The sequence below is a fragment of the Spirosoma radiotolerans genome, assembly GCF_000974425.1.
GTDB lineage: Bacteria > Bacteroidota > Bacteroidia > Cytophagales > Spirosomataceae > Spirosoma > Spirosoma radiotolerans.
Map to the genome: position 1 here is coordinate 2101865 of NZ_CP010429.1, position 21150 is coordinate 2123014.

Below are 21150 nucleotides of genomic sequence, written 5' to 3' on the forward strand. Positions count from 1 at the left end.
TGGCTGACGCACCAGCGGACCAGCGAAAGTAACTTTATCCATGGTCCGTGTCCTCACGGACCACTTTGGCGTCAGTAACTGTTTCTTTTTTAAAAGAGGCCCGTGAGGACACGGGCCATAGACACGCAACTGTAAACCACAAACCGAATACCACAGAACACCTAACTACAATGACCATCGCTGAACTACTAATCTATCCGATCAAGTCGCTGGGTGCTATTTCGGTGACCGAGACGGTCGTTGAGGGGAAAGGATTACGCTACGACCGGCGGTTTATGCTGGTTGATCCTAACGGCGATTTTATGACCCAGCGCACCAATCACCAAATGGCCCTGCTGGATGTCGCTATGGATGGAGACGCTGGATTGCGTGTCTGGCACCGCCATCGCCCAACCGATGTACTGACACTTCCGTTAACCATTCCGAGCCAAACTGAAGCAGAAACAACGCCCCGCGAAACTGTAGCGGTTACTATCTGGGATAGTCGTAATGTGCCTGCTCTGGTGGTTAGCGCGGAGGCCGATCAGTGGTTTAGCCGCGTTCTTGACAAGCCCTGCCGACTCGTCTACATGCCCGAAACGACCCACCGCGATGTTGACCCGGCTTATGCCCGCGCCAATGATGCGGTGAGTTTTGCCGATGGGTATCCTTATCTGCTCATTGGTCAGGCATCACTCGATTACCTGAATCGGCAGCTTGACGAGCCGATCACAATGATTCGTTTCCGCCCGAATATTGTGGTTGCCGGAAGTTTACCGAACGAAGAAGATGCCTGGCAACAGTTCCGAATTGGAGACGTGGATTTTTGGGGTGTCAAACCCTGCGCCCGCTGTGTGCTGACGACCATAGACCCGGAAACGGGTCAGAAGGGCAGAGAACCGTTGCGGACACTGGCAACGTATCGGCAATGGAAGCACAAAATTTTGTTTGGGCAAAACGTGCTGGCTAAGCCAACCGGCGAGCTTACCTTAGGAACGTTGCGGGTGGGCCAGCCTATCGAGGTGCTCAACCGGCAGGAACCCTGGCTAACTCCACCTGAACCGTTTTGATTCCGCCGGGTTACTTACTCACAGGCAGCGATTAAGTTCATAATCCTGTCTGTGGCATTTATAAAAACGTAGCGTCGCCATTTCTATCGGCTCCGCTTTATGACGACTTACATCCTTTGCTCAACTATTTACGTACCGTTTACTACCTGAGTTTTCCCGTCGTTATGGGAGCTGTATTGTCCAATCGCATGGCTACGCGTCTGTCCGACGTTGATCCGGTGCATTGGGCTACCCCCATCGTGCTGGCCTTGGTGGTGTTCATTATCTACACGGTTGATCGGCTGCTCGACGTTCGGAAACACAGTGCTGATCCGGCAAGCCAGCCCCTCACGGCTCGTCATCGGTTTCATCGCACGCATGCTGCCGCGCTTTGGCGGGCTGTCATTGGCGCGGCTGTTGTGGCGTTTGTCCTGCTGTTCTTCCTGCCCGTCAGTGTGATTAAATTCGGACTTGTGCTGGGTGGCATTTGTGCGGCTTATGTGGGTATGGTTTTTCGGCTTCCGGCCCGTCACCCGGCTCTTTTACTGAAAGAACCCCTGGTTGCCTTGTTGTATGCCGCTGGCGTTTGGGGAAGTGTATGGGTTCAACGGCCTTCGGTGAGCACCACCGAGGTTGTGCAGGGCGTTATGTTTGCCGGCATTGCGTTTCAGAATCTGTTGTTATTTGCCGTTATGGAGCAGCTCGAAATGCCAGGACAACCAACATTTTCGCTGGCAACGGCCTGGGGACTGGAGCGCTGCGATTTGATCCTGCGCTGGCTGGCGTTTAGTATCGTGCTGGCGGGTTTTGCCCTCTGTTTCCTGACCGCCGACCGATTTGCCCAGCGGTCAGGACTGATGCTTTCGTTAATGAGCGTAACCTTGTACGGCATCCAGCGGTATCCTGACTACTTCCTCAAAAATGAGCGGTATCGCTGGCTGGGCGATGGGGTATTCTGGATGCCCATGCTGGTGCTGTAATAGCCAGATCGGCCAGGAGTTTCTCATTTAACAAGTGCTGTTTCTTTCAAATATTTTGCGGCACTATCCTGATCAATAAACAAGGTAGCGTTCGCATGCGACCGTAAAATGGTTGCCGGATATGTCTCCGAAATCGTATCGGTCAGCGTGTGGTTGATAGCTTCGGCTTTATGACTGGCCGGTACCATACAAAACAGATAGTGGGCACGCACCAACGCTGGAATCGTTAACGTAAGCGCATATTCGGGGACCTGCTCCAGCGTAGGAAAGCAGGCATCATGGACCTGTTGCTGCCGACTCGTCAGATCGAGCTGGACTTTTTTGACCAGATCTGGGTCGTTAAAATCCGCCACGTGCGGGTCGTTGAACGCGATATGGCAATTTTCCCCAATGCCCATGCAGACAATATCTGTCGGGTACTGTTCGAGCAGCGCGCCGTAGCGCAGGCATTCCTGCTGAGGATCGGCAGCGTTGCCATCCAGGTAATATACCTCGTTGATAGGCACTTTATCAAACAGGCGCTCTTTCAGGTATTGGCCAAAGCGTTGCGGAGCATCCACTGGCAAACCGATGTACTCATCCATATGAAACGCCCGGATTCGGCTCCAGTCAATGTCGATCTCCTGCGTCAAGGCGTTCAAAAACTCATTCTGTGAAGGAGCAGATGCAAAAATGATGTGAATGAAATCCTGTGATCGATGTAACGTTCTGATTTGGCTGGCAACAGCCTGAGCTGCCTGCTGGCCAAGTTGCTGCCGGTTCATGAATAAGTTGACCCGAAGCAGATCAACGGTGAACGTACGGCTATCTTCATTTAACAGGGGTGTCATGCGATTGATAATGAGTTAGTTGAATAGATGCGTTTTCCATTGACAAGCGTCGCTGCGACGACCATATCTTCGTCAAAAATGACCAGATCAGCGTCTTTGCCCGCCGTCAGCGATCCTTTACGAGCATCGACGCCCATGATGCGTGCGGGCGTGGTACTGGCCATCCGAACGGCATCCAGAAGCGATACGTCAGCTAGTCGAACCATATTCCGGACGAGTTGATTGGTGGTGGCTACACTTCCAGCAAACGAACTGCGGTCGGGTAGTTTGGCTACGCCATCTTCGACAATGACGTTCAGACCGTTTTTTAGGGAGCCCAACACGCTTTCGCCCTCGGGCATACCAGCGGCCCGCATCGCATCGGTAATCAACGCCGTTCGGTCGGCTCCCTTGATTTTATACACCAGTTTGAGTAACGGCGGGGGCAGATGAACGCCATCCGTAATGATCTCGACGTCCATATCCAGTAGGTAGGCGCTCTCAATAACACCGGCATACCGAAAGGCATTCCGGCGCGTGACGCCCGACATCGCCGAATACAGGTGGGTAGCCAGCGTATAGCCGTTCTCGTAGGCTTCCAGTACGTCCTCATATATGGCGTCGGTATGCGCCACGGCGGCAATAATGCCTTTTTCACGCAGTCGGCGGCCAAATGGGATGGCACCCTGTAGCTCCGGGGCAGCACTCCAGCGAACAATGGAGGAAGAATACGCCAGAATTTCTTCGTATTCCCGTGGGTCAGGGTTACGGATGTAGCGCGGGTCCTGCGCGCCCCGCTGACTCAGCGCGAAGTAGGGGCCTTCCAGATGAATACCCAGAAAAGCCGCTCCCTCCTGATTGGCCCGATGAGCGCGCTCATACACATCCAGCGTTTGCAGAAGGTCTTCTTTTTCGGCCGTCAGCGTAGTCGGCACCAGCGACGTCGTGCCATACCGGGCGTGGAGTTTCGCGATGTTGAGAAACGCTTCTTCTGTACCATCCATGAAATCATAGCCGCCCCCGCCATGCACATGAATGTCGATAAAGCCGGGCGCTACATACTGGCCGCGAGCGTCCAGTTCGGCTGCGCCGGGCACCTCCACATCGCGCTCATGAACGCCCCGAATGAGCCCATCTTCGATAACGATGGTGCCTCCCCGGATATACCGATGGGGGGTAATCAGTGTTCCGTTGCTAATTTTCAGAAGCCCCATTTGCGTAGCTGATGCCCTTTTTGGGCGTAAAAAACCAGGTAGAGGTAACAGGGCAAAAGTACCCAATAGGCAGTACGCAGGTCGAATCGATCCGCAAAGTAGCCGTAGAAGAGGGGCAGAATGGCATTGCCACACAGGCCCATAATCAGGATGGACGCACCCAGTTTCGTGAACCGCCCCAGACCGTCCAGCGCCAGTGGCCAGATACCCGCCCAGATCAGCGAATTAGACAGGCCCAGCAGCACCACAAACCAGATCGATAGATCCGTTTCGTGCCCCAGGAAGGTGAAGGCCCCGCGGGTAAAAATGATGAGTAACGTGAAGCCGGTGCCCAGCAAGGTGCATATCCGCAGGGCGGTTACCTGACTAATAAATCGGGGAATGGTAATAATCCCGATGATGTAGCCGCAGATGGTACAGAAGAGAGTATAGGAGGGAAATGCCTTGGCTTCCAGCAGGCTGATGCCCATTGAGCCGGCATAGCCAATAATTGTATCGATGGCAATGACCTGGGAACCTACGTGCAGGAAAATAGCCAATGCGCCCAGGATCAGGTGAGGAAACTGTACAATACTGGTTTTCCCCGCGTTGGCGGTCGCTACCTCCGGGCTTTCCTGCTCGGTATTCAGTTCGGGCAGGGGAGATCGGTACACCAGGTAGCCGAGCACAAACAGGAAGATACCCAGAACCGTGTAGGGCGGAATCACCCGCCGGACAAGTTCATCCAGAGCCGCTCCGCGTTCGGCGACGCCCATTGTGTTCAACTGAGCAAAGAGGTCTGTGTCGGTAGGACGCAGGATGACGGCCGCAAAAACGAGGGGCGATAAAATACCGGCGGCCTTGTTGCAAATGCCCATCAGGCTGATGCGTTGGGCCGCCCGTTCCTTTGGGCCAAGCATCGTCACGTAAGGATTGGCGGCCGTTTGCAGGATGGCCAGGCCGATACCAAGCGTGAACAGGCCCATCAGGAAAATTCCATACGTACGGGTCTGGGCAGCAGGAATGAAGATAAACGCCCCCAATGCCATGGCCCAGAACCCAATCATCATGCCTTTTTTGAAGCCAACTGCTTTGAGCAGGTAAGACGCCGGGATCGACATGATGAAATAGGCAATATAAAAGGCAAACGCCACCAGATAGGCCTGGAAGCTCGTTAGCTCACAGGCAATTTTGAAGTACGGAATCAGGATGGAGTTTACCCAGGAGACAAATCCAAAGATAAAAAACATCAGCCCGATCAGCAGGAGCGAAATCGTCGTTCCGCGTTTGGTAAGACTACGGTCGTCAATGGCCAGAGAATTCATGTCGGCTATGGATTAACGAGTAATTGATAAGCATTCATCAGACGGTCGGTTCCCAACCTTTCTGGTACTCTCGTCTCCACAATTTTTCGGCTTCTTTATTATTGATGATGTGCCCGTTGGTGGGGTCGGTGGTGAGCATCCCACCCGATCGTAACGCTATGTTTCCCAACTGACAAAGCAACGTGCTCTGGTGACCACCGACAATATCCGAGGCCAGCGCCGTTCCCTTTTTAATGCTGTCGAAGAAGTTCTGAAGATGAATGGCATCCAGTGTTTGGGATGGGTTCATCTTGTTGCGGGGATCAATGGGAAGATCGTTTTTTACTTCTTTCACCAGTTTATTTTCCAGATCGAAAATCTTGTACGAGTTGCCCGATTCAATCAGTAGCGAACCGGTGTCCCCGTAGAACATAACCCCTACGCTGTTGCCTTCGACGGTGCGCCCATTGCAGCTTCGGCCCTCCCAGGTGATAGCGGTATTGTTGGGGAATTCCAGCGTAATGACCTGTGTATCGGGCGCTTCCCAGTCATCTTTGTACCGGTAACGACCACCGGAAGAGGTTACTTTTGTTGGAAAGGTGACGCCCATGCCCCAGCGCATCAGGTCGACCATGTGCGTCCCATTATTCAGGGCTTCCCCCGTACCCCAGTGCCACAGCCAGTGCCAGTTGTAGTGAATGAGGTTGTCTTTGTAAGCACGCCGGGGGGCGGGCCCCTGCCATAGATCGTAGTCCAGCCAGGTCGGCACGGCCACCGCTTTGCCAACGCCAATCGACGCCCGGTTGTTGGTATACCAGCCTTTAGCAAAATAAGGGCGGCCAATGGCACCACTCTGCACCGCCTGGATGGCCTGCGCTACGTTGGGCCACGACCGACGCTGGTTGCCCATCTGAATGACGTTCTTGTATTTCTTCGCGGCTGCCAGCAGCAGTTCACCTTCGTGCGGATTGTGACTGCATGGTTTTTCCAGGTAAACGTGTTTCCCAGCTTTGGAGGCCAAAATTGCTGCGGGCGCATGCCAGTGATCGGGGGCCGCTACGGCCAGCGCATCGAGGTCTTTATCTTCCAGCGCCTTTCGGAAGTCGGGCTGATTTTTCGGCTTCGATTTTTGTGCGCCTTCAACAAGCGTAATGCATTTATCGGCCGCCCGCGTATCGACATCCGAGATGGAGATGACCTCACAGTTCGGTTGAAGCGCGAAATTTTCTGCCAGTGCCAGCCCACGGCTATTGACACCCATCATGCCCACCCGCACTTTTTCGTTAGCCCCCAGAATACGGGCGTAGCTTTTGGGGCTGAAACCGGGTAAAATTCCCCCAACTGATAGTAGGGCGGTACTCGTTATAGTTTTGCGGATAAAGTCTCTACGCGAATCGGTAGGGGTGATGCTTTCCGTCGTTTTCATCGTGGTATTGGAAGAAGGGGTCAAGTTAGGTTAAAAGGGCTACGGCTTCAGGTTTGCCATTACACTGGCCAGTGTCACGGGCGTTCCACCCCGGCGTTTGCTTTCATCAGCGGCTTCCATAAAAGCAAAAATTTCGGTGGTTTCCTCGGGAGAAACCGGGACCTTACCCGTTTCGAAATAGGTGATGATTTCTTTGAGCAACGGTTCGTAGCCTCCATAGGGGCCAAGCCGGACGTTTCCGGTTTGTGTATAAACCATGCCACCGTAATCGTGCTTCCCTGTCCGCGTACCCCGAAACGTGCCAATGCGCCCATCAGCCCAGGTACCCACAACGATGTCGGTATCGTTGGTATGCACGCGGATCACTTCCCGGCAACCAGTGCCCATCGCCGTATACAGTGTTTCGACGCCATGCACACCGTACCAGAAAAAATCAGGATGCGTTTTTTCCAAAACCGCTGGGCTAAACGTGTCGGCTCCCAACACCTGGCTTTTGTTAATGCCCTCGATACCTGTAATGTAACGAAGGGAAGAGGCCGAGAAGATGGGTATTTTATAGGTCTGAGAGGCCGCAAAAATAGCTACTACATCGGAGAGCGAGGCCGCAATGGGTTTGTCGATGAACATGCGCTTGCCAGCCTTAAGCACCTGAATGGCCTGGTCACGGTGCAACCGTCCGTCATTCGTTTCCAGCAGAACCACATCGACTTTCTGTAGGAGAGCACCGATTGAATCGACAATCTCGACATTCAGTTTTTTGACCTCGTCCGTATAAGCCGAAATGCGCGTTGTGCTGCTTGCTATGTCTTTACTGCCGTATGGATAAGCCGCCACAACCTTGTACCCGGCATAAGCCGGATTGGCCTCCGGAGCATTGAGCACTTTGGTAAACGCTGTGCTGTGGGAGGTGTCCAGCCCGATGATGCCGACCCGTTTTCCTTTCTCAACTACCTGACCGCCTGACCAGATCGTTGCGGGCAAGCTGATTGTTACGCTTCCCAGCGCCATATTTTTTAAAAATGTTCTTCGATTGTGCAGCAGGGTTTCCACAGGAGCAGGTGTTAAGTCCGAATGAAAAGGAATAACAGCGAAAGATTTACGGTATGTATCCGTAAATCTAAAGAAACAATTAGTTTAGCAAGTGAGTATCCTGCCAGACTATTGACTGGAATGGGGTAATACAAAACCGACGTTGGTTAACCGAGCCACTTGATGTAGCGTCTGTCTTCCCTAGTTTTGCTGCTGAATCAGATTACCCTTTATTGAATGCACATCGACCACATTGCTCTCTGGGTTCGCGATCTTGACCAGGTGCGGGCCTTCTACGAAACGTATTTCGGGGCTACCGCAAATGAGAAATATAGTAATGTAAGCAAAGGATTTTCGTCCTACTTTCTGACCTTTCCGGATGGCGGCTCTCGGTTGGAAATCATGCAGATGCCGGGTATACCGGACACAAAAAATGAGGCCCTGTCGCAATTTATGGGCCTCATTCATATTGCCATTTCTGTAGGTAGCAAGGACGCCGTCGATGCCCTGACCCAACGGCTTAGAACGGATGGATACACCATCGTTGGAGAGCCCCGGCATACGGGCGATGGCTATTACGAAAGTGTTATTCTTGACCCGGAAGAAAACCGAATCGAGATTACTGCTTAAAGACTGGTGGTTTCGTTTACCCCAGCTTTTGCCGCAATGGGTTTGGCCTTCACCGTTTCTTTTACATCGCGCTGCGTCAGTATGTCAAGAATGATGCTGGTCATATATTCCCGTTTATTGAATACAATGTCGTGGCGATTTTCGGGAAGCAGAAACTGCTTCACTTCGGCATTGACCAAATGATTCTGAGCAAACGAAACATTGGTTGGGTACACCAACTCATCGCGCTGGCCGTGCAGCATTGTAATGCGCGCCCGAATTTTCGGCCAGTCGGGTAAAATGGCTTCCAGGGCACGCCGGTGAGCCAGTTTCTCATCATTGGCCAGCCGAAGCAGGGGTGGAACGCCCCAGTGAATCAGCGGACTATCGGCAAAATAGCTGATTGGATACGTTCGTTCCAGGCCTGGCCCCAGGGCCGACGAAACGAACACCACGTGATCGACCCGATCCGGATTATTCATGGCTAGTCGGGCTGTTACCGAACCACCATACGATGAGCCAACAATCATTAAATAAGGCGCATTTTTGTAACGATCAATGAGCGGTTGCAGAAATTCAGCCTGCCGGATAATGGACGTTTCAACCCGCCCGAAATCAGAATAACCATACCCTGGCCGGTCAACAGCTACTAAGCGGGCGCGGCTCAGGAGTGTCGTATCTTTGAAAAACTCGTTGAAAAAAGACAATGAACTAGGAGCGCCGTGCACAAAGAGCACGACGGGCAGAGTAGAATTGGCCGCTGAAGCAGGCGTTTCCATAAACCGGATCGTTCGGGGCGTCTGTAAGCCGCGTTCCGTAACCTGGTAATAATGGACCACAGGACGAATGGCTTGTCCTTTAAATTCTTCTGCCAATTCCTGATCTGTCTGCCGGGAGTCGACGAACCAGGCGACAACGAGTACACCAACAGCCAGAAGGAGTACCGTGAGTATGGCCCAGCGCAAAATCCGTGTGAATAGTTTCATAACTTCATAGTGTACGATTATAACTATCAACACCCGGCTAAAAGTTTAGGGAATTATAGCTCATCTCGTTTGAGATTATCTACTGGTACATACATTTTTCCTGAAAATACAATGATCGCGCCAGTTGAAGCGTTGGCCGGAGCCTTCTAAAATGGTAAGTGTGTTACCTTATGAGGACAGTAACTGGCTAAACGTCAGCCGGTTTTATGGGCGAAGGGCGGTGCCCTTACCCATAAAACCGGCTGACGTTTAAAATGACGAAAAAATGCGCCCCTTACTGGTTTCGTGTCGTATCGGGTGGGGTAGTTGGGTCGGGCGCAGGCGGAACAGGTACGAATGTTGAGTCACCCACTTCGCCCGATGTATCGGTGGAATCCGATTCTGACGTTGTTTCTTCTTCGTCGGAATAGCCACAATTCAGGTACTCTTTCGTGATACCATCCGCCTTTGGAAATGGCCCCTGCAAACTTTTGAACTTGGGGTCATGGTACACCTTTTCTAAAAAACTGCCAACGAGCGGCAGGGCTGTTTTGGCCCCTTCGCCTAAGTCTGTGGAGCGGAAGTGAATACTTCGGTCATCGCCCCCCACCCAGGCACCCACGATCAGGTTGTTGGAGACACCGACAAACCAGCCGTCGGAGTTGTTGGAGGTTGTTCCGGTTTTACCTCCCATTTCATTGTGGTTTTTGAACAGGTCGAACGACCACAAATTCTGCGATGTACCACCCGGCTCCTGCAGGCCTCCCTGTAGCATGTAGCGCATAAGGAAAGCTGTCTCCGAACTGATGGCCCGCTTGTGCTGGCTGGTGAAGGTTTCGATAACATTACCATCCCGGTCTTCGATCCGCTGCACAATGATCGGCTCGGTCGACTCCCCATCGTTGACGAATGTACAATAAGCGGCAACCAGCTCATAAAGAGACACATCGGACGAGCCGAGTCCAATAGACGGCACGGCTTCCAGCCGACTCTTGATTCCCATGCGATGTGCATACTGAGCGACACGTTCAGGCGTGACCCGGTCGGTCAACTGGGCCGTAATGGAGTTCACGGAGCGCGCCATAGCCCGGCGCAGGGTCATATTCGAGTACGAGTAATAGCCTGTCGAATTCTTTGGTTCCCACACTTTATCCTCGCCATTTTCGCGGTATTCTTTTCGGAATGGCCGATCCTGAATCCGGTCGCAGGGGCTTAAGTTGATAAGGGTGTCATCGATGGCGGTGGTGTAAACAAATGGTTTGAAGGTCGAGCCGGGTTGTCGTTTGCCCTGCTTGACGTGGTCATACTTGAAATAATCGTAATCCAGCCCGCCAACCCAGGCCCGGATGTAGCCCGTGTGTGGGTCCATGGCCACCATGCCCGATTGCAAAAAACGTTTGTAGTACGCAATGGAATCATACGGGGTCATTTCGACCGAGTCGTACCCTCGTTTGTTGTTCCAGCTAAACACCCGCATCTTGTACTTTACATTTTTCATATAGTACATGATCGAATCGGGGTACAGTGGCATGAACCGTCGGCTAAGGGATTTGTACCGCTCGGTTCGGCGGGCAACGGAATCGATAAAGCCCGGAATTTCATCCCCATCTTCGTTCGTCCAGGGTTTTCGATCCCGCCAGTGGTTATCGAACGAACGCTGAAGTTGTTTCATTTTCTCGCTGGTCGCTTCTTCGGCGTAGGTCTGCATCCGCGAGTCGATGGTTGTTATGATGCGCAGTCCATCGGTATAGAGGTCGTAACCGTTTTCTTCACCCCACTTTTTTACATAGTCCTGAACCACGTTTTTCAGGTAACTGGCCGGGCCAGAGTATGGGTTTTCGGGCGTAAACTCGGTGACGAGCGGCAAGGCAGCGATGGAGTCGGCCTGGGCTTTGGTCAGAAATTTATACTTTGCCATTTGCCCCAGCACGATGTTCCGGCGTTCGCGGGAGCGCTGTGGGTTTTTAAGTGGATTGTAATTCGTCGTGGCTTTTTGGAGACCGACGAGTACGGCTCCTTCCTGCACATTCAGGCTATCGGGCGCTTTGTTGAAAAAGGTACGGGCCGCTGTTTTCAGGCCAAAAGCGTTGCTGCCAAAATCGACCGTATTAAAATAATAGGTAATGATTTCGTCTTTCGAAAAATTCCGCTCCAGCTTGAGGGCCATCAGCCATTCTTTCGACTTATAAATAACTTTTCGAATAAAAGGAATCCGGGTCAATAAGCCCGTACTGGTCTTCCGGCGGGTCTTAAAGAGGTTTTTCGCCAACTGTTGCGTAATGGTCGATCCACCGCCATCGCGACCAAAACTAACCACCGCCCGGCCAATGGCACGAGGATCAACGCCACTATGGTCGTAAAAACGAACATCTTCGGTGGCAATCAATGCATTGATTAGTTGCTTGGGAATGTTTTCATACTTGATGGGGGTTCGGTTTTCGGCGTAAAACTTGCCAATCATCACCCCATCCTGCGAATAAATTTCGGATGACTGATTGAGCTTTGGGTTCCTGAGCTCTTCAACGCTCGGCATCGCGCCCGTTAAATACAGGAAGTTATAATTGAGGACAAACACATACAGCCCTAAGGCCAGCGAAATCCAGAGAATGCCTTTGGTGCCGTTTTTGAGAACAGGATAATACCAGGAATCGGGATCAATGTACCGGTGAACAAACGAACGAAACTGATTGCGGTAGCCACGGTAAGTACTAACCCATGCATTGACGCGCTCTTCACCTGCGACGCGCACTAGGTGATGGCCAACTCTACGCCTGACGTTGCCTGCTAATTTTTGACGTTTCCTAAATTCGCCAAAAGCGTGCCGAACAGCGCGGAATCGCTCCCTGTATTGACTCATGCGTTAATAGTCGAAGAATAACCTAATTAATTCAGTGTTGGTTAGGTGTAACGATGCCAATGTCCCGGTTGCACTAAATCAGCGACCTGCGAAAATACGTTCCGGGTCTACACGGACCTGCCTACCCAGACCGTGCCCATCCAGACCAGGCCTCAAATATAACGTATTTTCGAGCGATGTGATATACGAAAGCCGGGCCGCTTACACGACCCGGCTGATTTTGACCCGGTTATTTTTAGGCGAAACCAGAAAAATAATATTGGAAAAGAAAGATTGGTGAGTTTCCGGAGTCAATAGAGTTATTTCTTTTCGAAAGTCATGGCAACGCCATTCATGCAGTAGCGAAGGCCTGTGGGTTTGGGTCCATCATTGAAAACGTGTCCCAAATGCCCTCCACAAACGGTACAGAGAACTTCTGTACGCACCATGCCATATGTCTTGTCCGTCGTTTCTTTAACCGCTGTTTTGCTGATTGGCATGTAAAAACTTGGCCAACCTGTACCAGAATCAAACTTGGTATCAGACGAGAAAAGCGGGCTATGGCAACCAGCGCAATAGAATATACCATGGTCGTGAATGTCGTTGAGCGGACTGGTAAACGCTCGTTCGGTACCATGTTCACGCAGGACCGCAAACTGATTCGGGGTCAATAATTTCTTCCATTCGGCGTCGGTTTTCACGACACGGCGGGGAGGAGTATCATCGGTTGTGAACGCCAGCGCCGAAAACAGGCAGGCTGACAGAACGAGTGACAGGAGGAGCTTCATGTTGTCTTTGTTGTTTTGGTATTAATCGGTTGGGATTCGCTGTGCAAAACACACGCGTTGAACCGGATTTCTTTTGAGCTATCCTGTTCAACAATAAAGGAATCAAGCCATGCTCTATGTGTATAGAACAAGAACGGTATGGGTTCCGTTCAGGCCTTCACCGGGGCCATCGCAAGCAGCGTCGAGAGGGTAGGTGTGGGACTGCCTCCGCGTTTCTCAACCGTTACTGCAAAGGCCTCGGCCTGGGAAACAGAACGGTTCAGGCGCTGAACCAGATCGGCAGACGGTAGCACATCGAACACACCCGCATCAACGGGTTTGCCACCGACCATATACCAGAGCTGATACTGCTTATCGGCTGGTAATGGCGGTAACGACTGAACCTGTACAGCTACCTGGTGGGTTTGGCTGTTCCAGAAAACAAGCATCGATCCTTGCGGAGCTTTGTCATTTCCTTTCAATTCCAGCGTTCGGGTGCCCGGCTGGCGCAGAACGGCCAGCGCCTGGTCGGCCTGCGTTTTCTGATCGCGTAACTGACGAACTTCTGCCTGTATCTTGCTATTATCCAAACGGGCTTCGGCCAGTGTTTTCTGGTTTGTCCGTAGCTGCGACAGCAAAAAGAAGGAGAACAGGAGTAATAATAAACCCATCGATGCTGCTACAATCCAGGTGACCCGGAATGTGGGCGATGAGTTGGCCGTCGTCATATCTATCGGCATGGGCCGAACAATTGTCTCACGTACAGGCTTCTCAAAATCAAGTTGAGCCAGCAGTTTCGCTTTAACCGATTCGGGTGGTTCGACACTGTGCATGAGCGCATAACTCTCAAGAACTTCCGAAAGCTGATCAAGTTCTTGGCGTATGTCAGGATAAATAGACGATAGGCACTCGACCTCGCGTCGCTCCTGGTCGCTCACCGCACCCATGACGTAAGACTCTAAGATACCCGATGCTATGTATTCCGTGACGTTCATGATTTGAATAATTGCTTTAATTCCTGCAACGCAGCCCTAACCCGGGTTTTTACTGTTCCGAGGGGCAGATTCAGTTCTTCGGCGGCTTCTTCGTGGGTGTACCCCCCGAAATAAACCAGATCGATCAACTGTTTCCGGTCGGGCCTCAACTGGTTCACAACTTCTTGAATACCAATGTGGTCAGGGTTGGGTTGTTCCGTATTGTGTTGCCGGTCAACAATATGTACGTTCTCCTCGTCGGTTCGGATTGCGGCAATTGGTTGTGTTTTGCGGGAACGCAGCGAATCGATCGCCGTATTCCGGGCAACATTGAGCATCCAGGTGAATAAACGGCCCTTGCTGGCGTCGTACGCATCCAGGTTTTTCCAGATTTTAACGAAGATATCCTGTAGGAGGTCAGCTGCCTGCTCGTCGTCGCGCACAATGCGTAGCACAACACCATACAGAGCAGGCGAATATTGGTCGTAGAGCCATTGAAATGCCTGCTGATCACGCTGGGCAAGCTTGTCAATCAGGACACTTTCTGAAACTAAAGAAGACTGGCGTTTCACGAGGTGGGTGTTAAAGGAGCCAAATATATAGAGAATTTCAAAAAATGAACTGTTTCGAACCTGATAATGTGAAAGGCTTACGAAAAAGTAACCTAGCTTCGCTATTGTCTATACGCCTTCACTCTAGAAAAGGGTAGGGCGTAACGCACTAATAAAATGCATTACGCCCTTAAATTTACTTTATCTTATAGACTTCCTTCCCGGCTTACCGAAAAGCATCTACCCCTGACTTGGGCATCAGCACACTAGTAATGCCGTAAACAACACCATTCGACTGACGATTATCCATGCCGTCGACGGTTGCTGTATTGCCCTGCTCGTCGGTGAGTGTCAGGTGACCGTTCGATTCCTGAATGGTCAATGTAGCACCTGATAAGGTTTTTAACTGCGCTTTGCCGTTGCCCGCTTTAACTTGCTTACTGAGCTCATCTGTGCTCAACATGCCACTCACCACATGATAGGCCAGCAATTGTTTCAGGGCCGCCCGATTGCTGCCATCTAGCAAAGCCCCCTGAGCGGCTGACGACAGTTTTTTGAACGCTGCATTGGTTGGGGCAAAAAGCGTATAGGGGCCACCGCCTTTCAAGGTTTCCCACATATCGGCCGTTTGCAAGGCATTTTGCAGGGTTACGTAATTCGGTGACGAGGAAACAAAATCGCCGATGCTCGTATTGCGAACGGTGCTCCCCGCTTTTACGGCTGGTTCTTTGCTGTTTTTCATGCCTGATACCGCTTCTGCTGCTCCGGCATTTGAATCGGTCGCCCCGGTGTTAGGAGAATAAGCGCTCCCGGCACTACTCGATGAGCTACGGGCGGCACTATTACTTTGTCCATTACTCACCTGATCAGCGGGGGTGGGTGCTGTCATGGCGTTTGGGTTGCTCCCGGCGCCGGTTGGGGCGTTTGTAACGTTGTTGCTATTGTAGTTTGTCGTGTTGCTGTTATTAACGGCAGTGCCCACGCTGGCTGAACTTTTCCGATAGTTGGCGTCTTGTGGCGACGTGTTTGTGGTGGTGCCTACGTTGTTCGACGCCTGATTGGTCATCTTCCGGTTGCGTTTCATGGCTCGTTTTTGTTCACGCGATGACTTAGCCGACGTTGAATCGGTCGTAATAGCTCCCTGCGGATACGTTGTCGACGTAGCTGTTCCGGTGGGTGTCGTCTGGCTCCAGCTGGGCGTTGCCAGCAGCGTTGTTCCTAACGCTAAGAGGCTTAAAGGATGGTTGATTTTCATAACGTTGTCTGGTCAAAGTGAATACAGGATTCATCCTATTGCAACGGAGTTATAGGCAAAAAGTTTGTTCACTAGTGTCTATTGTTTGGGTAAAGGCGGGTAGATTTGCCATCGTCTCAACAAACCACAAGACCTGATCTATGCAGTCCATTCTTCCAGCACCCACCCAGCCCATTAAGCCCGGTACCAGCACCGGGCAACACTTCTGGCATACGACTGATGCCTCAACGGAGCAACCCAGAAAAACAATTGACTCGTATTCTCCGGCCGATGGCCAACTGATCGCCCGCGTGACCACATCGACCCGGGCCGATTATGATCAGGTGGTTGAAACTGCCCAGGTCGCTTTTGCGGAGTGGCGATTGGTTCCGGCACCCCGACGGGGCGAAATCGTCCGGCAGATGGCTGAGCAGTTTCGGCGCTATAAACGGGAACTCGGCACCCTGGTCAGCTACGAAATGGGTAAGTCCCTGCAGGAGGGCTTGGGGGAAGTCCAGGAAATCATTGACATCTGCGATTTTGCCGTTGGGCAGTCGCGGCAGCTGTATGGCCTCTCGATGCATTCCGAACGCCCCGCTCACCGAATGCTGGAACAGTGGCATCCGTTAGGTGTCGTCGGCATTATCTCGGCCTTTAATTTTCCAGTCGCTGTCTGGTCCTGGAACGCCATGCTGGCCTGGGTTTGTGGCGACGTCTGCATCTGGAAGCCATCGGAAAAAACACCACTCACGGCTCTGGCCTGTCAGCAGATTATTGGCGACGTGCTCCGAAACAATGATGTCCCCGAGGGCGTATCCTGCCTGATAACCGGTGGACGCGACGCTGGCGAGTGGCTGGCCCGTGATCCGAGGGTAGCGCTGGTGTCGGCAACGGGCAGCACCCGCATGGGGAAGGCTGTCGCCGAAGCCGTAGCCGGACGGCTGGGCAAAAGCCTGCTTGAATTGGGAGGTAATAATGCGATCATCGTTTCGGAACATGCTGATCTTGATCTAGCGATTCCGGCCATTGTGTTTGGTGCCGTTGGTACGGCCGGACAACGGTGTACAAGCACCCGCCGGGTCATTGTGCAGGAGCGCATTTACGACGATGTAAAAAGCCGACTCAAGAATGCGTATGCGCAGTTGCGTATAGGCAGCCCGTTAGATGAATCGTTTCATGTGGGCCCGGTTATCGACCAGGCTGCCGTACATGCGTATCAGATGGCGGTTAAGGAAATTCTGGAGTCGGGCGGGAAGTTCGTTGTAGAGCCAGGTTTGGTTGAAGGTTTAGGCTTTGAATCAGGCTGTTATGTGCGCCCATGCATTGCCGAAGCTGAAAATCAATGGCCGGTTGTGCAACGGGAAACCTTCGCGCCCATTCTTTATTTATTGAAATACACAACCTTAGAAGACGCCATCAGGCAGCAAAATGACGTGCCGCAGGGGTTATCATCCGCCATTTTTACCCTAAACATGCGCGAAGCGGAACGGTTTCTGTCCGCGACCGGGTCGGATTGCGGCATTGCCAACGTGAACATTGGTACATCGGGTGCCGAAATTGGTGGGGCTTTCGGGGGTGAAAAAGAAACGGGGGGCGGTCGTGAATCGGGCTCCGATGCCTGGAAAGCCTACATGCGCCGACAAACCAACACCATCAACTACGGGACCACGATGCCGCTGGCCCAGGGAATAACGTTTGAATTGTAGTTAAGATGGACTGCTCCTGACTTTCCAGCACACCTAATTTGTGTGCCTATGTGCCGTGCTGTCAGATTTAAGAATCTGACACGTAAGGTTTCTCAAAACCGAATTCATGAAACGAGGTTTTGAGAAACCTCACGAGTCGGTTATAAGTAACCGACAGCACGCAGTCACCTAAAAAGTGCTGGATACCTTCATTTAGGCATCGTTGGCGTGCCTTCGCCCGTGAGCACATAGCGCATATTCATGGTTGGAAATTTAGTGGCTATCTCGGCAAGCGACTCGCTGCTGAGATAGGTTTTATTGCCAATGTGCCGGTAGAATTTTTCCCGGCTATACCCCATTTCTTTCGCCAATCGATAGACCGACACCTCCTGTGCGGCCAGCGCTTCCTTGAGCCATTTTCCCTGAATATTGGTCTTTTTTTCTCGTCGTCCAGCCATAAAACAAAGGTAAAAAATATATGTATTTTTTGTTGTATATAAGTATTGTTTGTTGTATATTTAATACATGAAAAACGCCGAAAAAAGACCAGAAAATCACCTCGATTTAGGGCAAATTATGGATAGCTCGACGCTAGTTCTGCCCCAGCCATGCATCTATTATTTGATCGATGCCAGGAATGAAGTTGTGTATATAGGACAGACGACAAACCTTCAGGCCCGGCTACGGGAACACAAGGTGACGGGTCTAGATTTCGTCCGGTTTCGGTTCTTCCAATGTGACGAATGTGACCTGGATCGGCTGCAACAGGGCGCTATTGCCCGGCTCAACCCCCCGCTGAACAAACCACAGAAAACCAAATCGACGTTGGGTAGTCTAAGCAAGCAATTGATTTGCCTGAAGTATAACATTACCCCCATTGCCTTCGAACGGCTCCGGGAATCGTTTGGGCTAAAAGCGACCAGTTCGTTTGGGAATGTAAAGTATTACAGACCTGAGGATGTGGATGCCTGGGTTCGGCGATTCAACCGGTTGGTGTTGTCGGGCAGGCATGTGCTACAGGCCAAGCCGACCTATCTGGCGGTAGGCATCAGCACCCGAACCAAACAGATACAGCTTTATACAAAGCAATAAATTTAGTCCTGATGATCACCATTCGCATCGATGAGAAAGACGCCAGTTTGTTGACCATTTCCTTTGCCGAAGATCCCATCGGCAACGATCTTGTTCGACAGATTCCGGGTCGGCGCTGGAGTTATTTCCGTCGGTGCTGGCTCGTGCCCAATACCCGCCAGGCCATCGTACAAATCGGTCAGTTATTTGGGAAAGCGTATTGTCGGTTCGACGAAGCGGTGGTGCGGCTCTACAAACCATCCATCCGGGCAACCGAGGTCGAACAGGCCACTAATCCCGCCTGGCCACCCGCCGGCAAAGGGTTGATCCGGAAAGCGTTTCGCTACGTCCCGCCCGCCAGCGAGTATGACCAGCATACGGTCATACTCGCTTTGTACGAGGTAATGCGTATTCAGAATTATAGCCAAAAGACATTCAAAAATTACAGGCAGGCGCTGATTGCCCTCATACGCCATAGCCATCCCCAGTCGCTCGATGAGCTAACCAGGGCTGCTTATCAAAAATACCTGCTTTTTCTGGTTAACAAGAAACGACTCAGTAGCGCCACACTCAACGTTCACATCAACGCCTTTAAGTTCTATCAGGAAAAAGTTTTACAACGCGACAAGGAGTTTTTTGCCATTGACCTGCCCCGAAACCCCGAAACTACACCATCCGTATACAGCTTGTCAGAAGTAAAAGCCATCTTCAGCGCCACGACCAGCTTAAAGTATCGAACCCTGTTTCAGGTAGTGTATGCCACGGGTCTTCGTCTTAGCGAAATAGCCCGGTTGCGGCTCCGCGACATTGACCGAGAGCGTGCCATCATTACCGTGAAAGCTGGAAAAGGAAGAAAAGACCGCGTGGTGATGCTCTCGGAGAAGCTTCAGCACTATCTCTATGATTATTTGCGAGTGTATCAACCTAAAACGTATCTGTTTGAAAATGCTGAGACCAGCGAGCCTCTTGCCAATCGCACCATCCAACAGGTTTATAGTGAAACCGTCCGATTTGCGGGCATCCGCAAGCGTGGGGGTATTCATACACTCCGGCACAGTTTCGCCACGCACTTGCTCGAAGCAGGCACCGACATTCGGTACATTCAGGCGTTATTGGGCCATACCAGCATCCTGACTACCATGCGCTACACGCACGTAACATCCAACAAGATCAGCGCCATCAAAAGTCCGTTGGATGATTTGTAAGGATATGTCGCCGGAGCAGTGGACGGAGTTGAGAGAGACTGTAAAAACGGCTTTTAAGCGTATAGCCAAAGGTATATCGTTTCATCTGACGTCGATTAATGACATATTGTCCGCGTGTATCAATCCGATAGAGGTTCTTGTCGGCCCCAAAAAAATAAGTGGGAAAGCCATCGATATCCCATTTACGAATTATCTGAGCTGGGTTAACTGGAGTCGCCTTCATCAAACAATAATACATCAAATAGTTTGGAGGTAAGTAAACTATTCGCTTTTTTGCATTGCCTAACAGCGTGTTTGTTTAACCACATAATTTCCCAGAGCGCGGAACTAATACTCATTGACTATCAGCCTGTTTTAGTTCCGCGATGTTGCGTACAATATTATGTTGGGTGCATAGCCATAAAGTGCTTGCAGGGCGGGTTCCGTGCGACAGAGAGCGCGGCTCATAGGTCAAGCTTTTTGCTCGTTCGGCGGGTTGCTTGTGACACGAGAGACGCCCCGACAGGTCAGGTTTTGGTTTGCGGGCTAGAGTCTCGGCGACAGACTAACCGCCTGAATAGGTTAACTTGTTAAAATTAAAACCGGCTTTATGATACCAGAAGTACCTGAACGCAGCAATTATTTTAGTAGTGGCCTTTACCTATTCTTCGGATTGCTCTTTTTGATTTATCCAATTTTTGGAGTTTTAAAAGATGATCTTATCGTATTATTTCGACCTGGTGGTCGGGCTTTTCACTTACACGGAGTAGATGCGATCAGTATCGGAGTAGGCGTAAGTTGTTTAGGATTCAGCATGATTGTTGCGGGCTTAAAAAACATACTTACTTGGCGAAGAATAGATTTCTATACCAGGCCTCGCTATCCCAAACTGCAAAAGCTGTCATCGAGCTTTAGGAATGCAGGCTTGTTAATTGTCTTTATTTGGTCGCTTGTAAGTTGTACTTATAATTTGATAACGTAGCGTTTCGCTCCGCGTAGGTAGCTTCTCGGCGACAGGCAGCACGTCCCCAAGGAAGCTTTTCAGCCCAACCAAACGGGTGTGTAAAGGTTCAGGTACATGCGTTCAGTCAAGCTTTTTGCCCATCAACACCCGTTGGCGTTGGGTGCGCCAGCCAAAACTGGGCGTATTTGTGAGCCTCGTGCGACAAGGCGAACGTCTCCTGACAAGGTAGCTTTATCTCGTTTGCCAGCTTCCATGCGACACGAGAAACGTTCCGGTCAGTCAAGTTTGAGCTTGCATTTCGGGCTTTCGGTTGACACAATGAACGCCTGAATTAGTCAACTATACGAATCAAAGTCTAGTAAAATTGGAATGATATTTCTGACAGGAGGGCCACCCACTGGAGCCATTGAATTTATGATGGCAATGTTTTTACTACTCGTAGTTGGTGTAGGGCTGACAAGTTTCATTGCCTTTCGCAGGTCAGATTATTACCGGACTCAGTTTCAAAAAGAACACATTGTGGTCAAAGTAATTGTCATTC

19 protein-coding genes are annotated in these 21150 nt (G+C 51.3%); 6 read left to right on the plus strand and 13 right to left on the minus strand.

The features are described from left to right. The first annotated feature begins 170 nt into the window (after positions 1 to 170). The gene (locus tag SD10_RS08400) at positions 171 to 1049 is read left to right on the plus strand and encodes an MOSC domain-containing protein (protein ID WP_046573395.1); all 879 of its coding nucleotides are present in this window, start codon (positions 171 to 173) and stop codon (positions 1047 to 1049) included. A 164-nt stretch (positions 1050 to 1213) separates the two neighbouring features. After that, a complete protein-coding gene (locus SD10_RS08405; protein WP_227699176.1) occupies positions 1214 to 2008 on the plus strand; it encodes a hypothetical protein in 795 nt (264 codons plus the stop codon). A 23-nt stretch (positions 2009 to 2031) separates the two neighbouring features. Here the strand turns inward: SD10_RS08405 and SD10_RS08410 are convergent, their stop codons facing one another. The 5 genes from SD10_RS08410 to SD10_RS08430 are packed head-to-tail and all read right to left on the minus strand — an operon-like array spanning position 2032 to position 7748. Then, entirely contained in the window at positions 2032 to 2838 is an 807-nt protein-coding gene (locus tag SD10_RS08410; RefSeq protein ID WP_046573397.1) for a glucosamine-6-phosphate deaminase, read from the minus strand. Then, positions 2835 to 4031 carry an N-acetylglucosamine-6-phosphate deacetylase gene (gene nagA, locus SD10_RS08415; protein ID WP_046573398.1) on the minus strand — a complete coding sequence of 399 codons (1197 nt, stop codon included), beginning with the start codon at positions 4029 to 4031 and terminating at the stop codon, positions 2835 to 2837. Before nagA ends, SD10_RS08410 begins: the two co-directional genes overlap by 4 nt. Next, complete coding sequence (locus tag SD10_RS08420; RefSeq protein WP_046573399.1) at positions 4019 to 5335, minus strand: sugar MFS transporter; 1317 nt, start codon at positions 5333 to 5335, stop codon at positions 4019 to 4021. The genes nagA and SD10_RS08420 overlap by 13 nt, the downstream gene beginning before the upstream one ends. Positions 5336 to 5372: 37 nt before the next feature. Then, complete coding sequence (locus SD10_RS08425) at positions 5373 to 6740, minus strand: Gfo/Idh/MocA family protein (protein WP_046573400.1); 1368 nt, start codon at positions 6738 to 6740, stop codon at positions 5373 to 5375. A 39-nt stretch (positions 6741 to 6779) separates the two neighbouring features. Then, positions 6780 to 7748: a Gfo/Idh/MocA family protein gene (locus SD10_RS08430; RefSeq protein WP_046573401.1), complete on the minus strand. Its 969-nt coding sequence runs from the start codon at positions 7746 to 7748 to the stop codon at positions 6780 to 6782. A gap of 258 nt (positions 7749 to 8006) precedes the next feature. Here SD10_RS08430 and SD10_RS08435 point away from each other — a divergent pair, with 258 nt between their 5' ends. After that, the gene (locus tag SD10_RS08435) at positions 8007 to 8399 is read left to right on the plus strand and encodes a VOC family protein (RefSeq protein WP_046573402.1); all 393 of its coding nucleotides are present in this window, start codon (positions 8007 to 8009) and stop codon (positions 8397 to 8399) included. Here SD10_RS08435 and SD10_RS08440 read toward each other — a convergent pair. The 6 genes from SD10_RS08440 to SD10_RS08465 form a co-directional block, all read right to left on the minus strand. Beyond that, the gene (locus SD10_RS08440) at positions 8396 to 9364 is read right to left on the minus strand and encodes an alpha/beta fold hydrolase (protein WP_046573403.1); all 969 of its coding nucleotides are present in this window, start codon (positions 9362 to 9364) and stop codon (positions 8396 to 8398) included. The two genes, SD10_RS08435 and SD10_RS08440, sit on opposite strands and share 4 nt — an antisense overlap. A 274-nt stretch (positions 9365 to 9638) precedes the next feature. Continuing rightward, on the minus strand, positions 9639 to 12200 hold the full coding sequence (locus SD10_RS08445) for a penicillin-binding protein 1A (RefSeq protein WP_046573404.1): 2562 nt from the start codon (positions 12198 to 12200) through the stop codon (positions 9639 to 9641). A 299-nt stretch (positions 12201 to 12499) separates the two neighbouring features. Continuing rightward, complete coding sequence (gene msrB / locus SD10_RS08450) at positions 12500 to 12967, minus strand: peptide-methionine (R)-S-oxide reductase MsrB (protein ID WP_046573405.1); 468 nt, start codon at positions 12965 to 12967, stop codon at positions 12500 to 12502. 149 nt (positions 12968 to 13116) lie between these two features. Beyond that, positions 13117 to 13941 carry an anti-sigma factor gene (locus SD10_RS08455; protein WP_046573406.1) on the minus strand — a complete coding sequence of 275 codons (825 nt, stop codon included), beginning with the start codon at positions 13939 to 13941 and terminating at the stop codon, positions 13117 to 13119. Beyond that, the gene (locus SD10_RS08460) at positions 13938 to 14492 is read right to left on the minus strand and encodes an RNA polymerase sigma factor (protein ID WP_046573407.1); all 555 of its coding nucleotides are present in this window, start codon (positions 14490 to 14492) and stop codon (positions 13938 to 13940) included. The genes SD10_RS08455 and SD10_RS08460 overlap by 4 nt, the downstream gene beginning before the upstream one ends. A 205-nt stretch (positions 14493 to 14697) precedes the next feature. Then, positions 14698 to 15726 (minus strand): fasciclin domain-containing protein, encoded by a 1029-nt coding sequence (locus tag SD10_RS08465; protein WP_046573408.1) that lies wholly within the window; start codon positions 15724 to 15726, stop codon positions 14698 to 14700. A gap of 140 nt (positions 15727 to 15866) precedes the next feature. On the opposite strand from SD10_RS08465, the gene amaB reads away from it, so the two are divergent. Continuing rightward, the gene (gene amaB / locus SD10_RS08470) at positions 15867 to 17411 is read left to right on the plus strand and encodes an L-piperidine-6-carboxylate dehydrogenase (RefSeq protein ID WP_046573409.1); all 1545 of its coding nucleotides are present in this window, start codon (positions 15867 to 15869) and stop codon (positions 17409 to 17411) included. A 188-nt stretch (positions 17412 to 17599) separates the two neighbouring features. Here amaB and SD10_RS08475 read toward each other — a convergent pair whose 3' ends face one another. After that, a complete protein-coding gene (locus SD10_RS08475) occupies positions 17600 to 17848 on the minus strand; it encodes a helix-turn-helix domain-containing protein (protein WP_046573410.1) in 249 nt (82 codons plus the stop codon). 67 nt (positions 17849 to 17915) lie between these two features. Here SD10_RS08475 and SD10_RS08480 point away from each other — a divergent pair, with 67 nt between their 5' ends. Together SD10_RS08480 and SD10_RS08485 are read left to right on the plus strand one after the other, a co-directional pair. Continuing rightward, entirely contained in the window at positions 17916 to 18482 is a 567-nt protein-coding gene (locus SD10_RS08480) for a GIY-YIG nuclease family protein (RefSeq protein WP_082111557.1), read from the plus strand. Positions 18483 to 18493: 11 nt separating this feature from the next. Next, on the plus strand, positions 18494 to 19666 hold the full coding sequence (locus SD10_RS08485; RefSeq protein WP_046573412.1) for a tyrosine-type recombinase/integrase: 1173 nt from the start codon (positions 18494 to 18496) through the stop codon (positions 19664 to 19666). Here the strand turns inward: SD10_RS08485 and SD10_RS30000 are convergent. Continuing rightward, entirely contained in the window at positions 19641 to 19889 is a 249-nt protein-coding gene (locus SD10_RS30000) for a hypothetical protein (protein ID WP_082111558.1), read from the minus strand. The genes SD10_RS08485 and SD10_RS30000 overlap by 26 nt on opposite strands. Positions 19890 to 21150: the final 1261 nt, after the last annotated feature.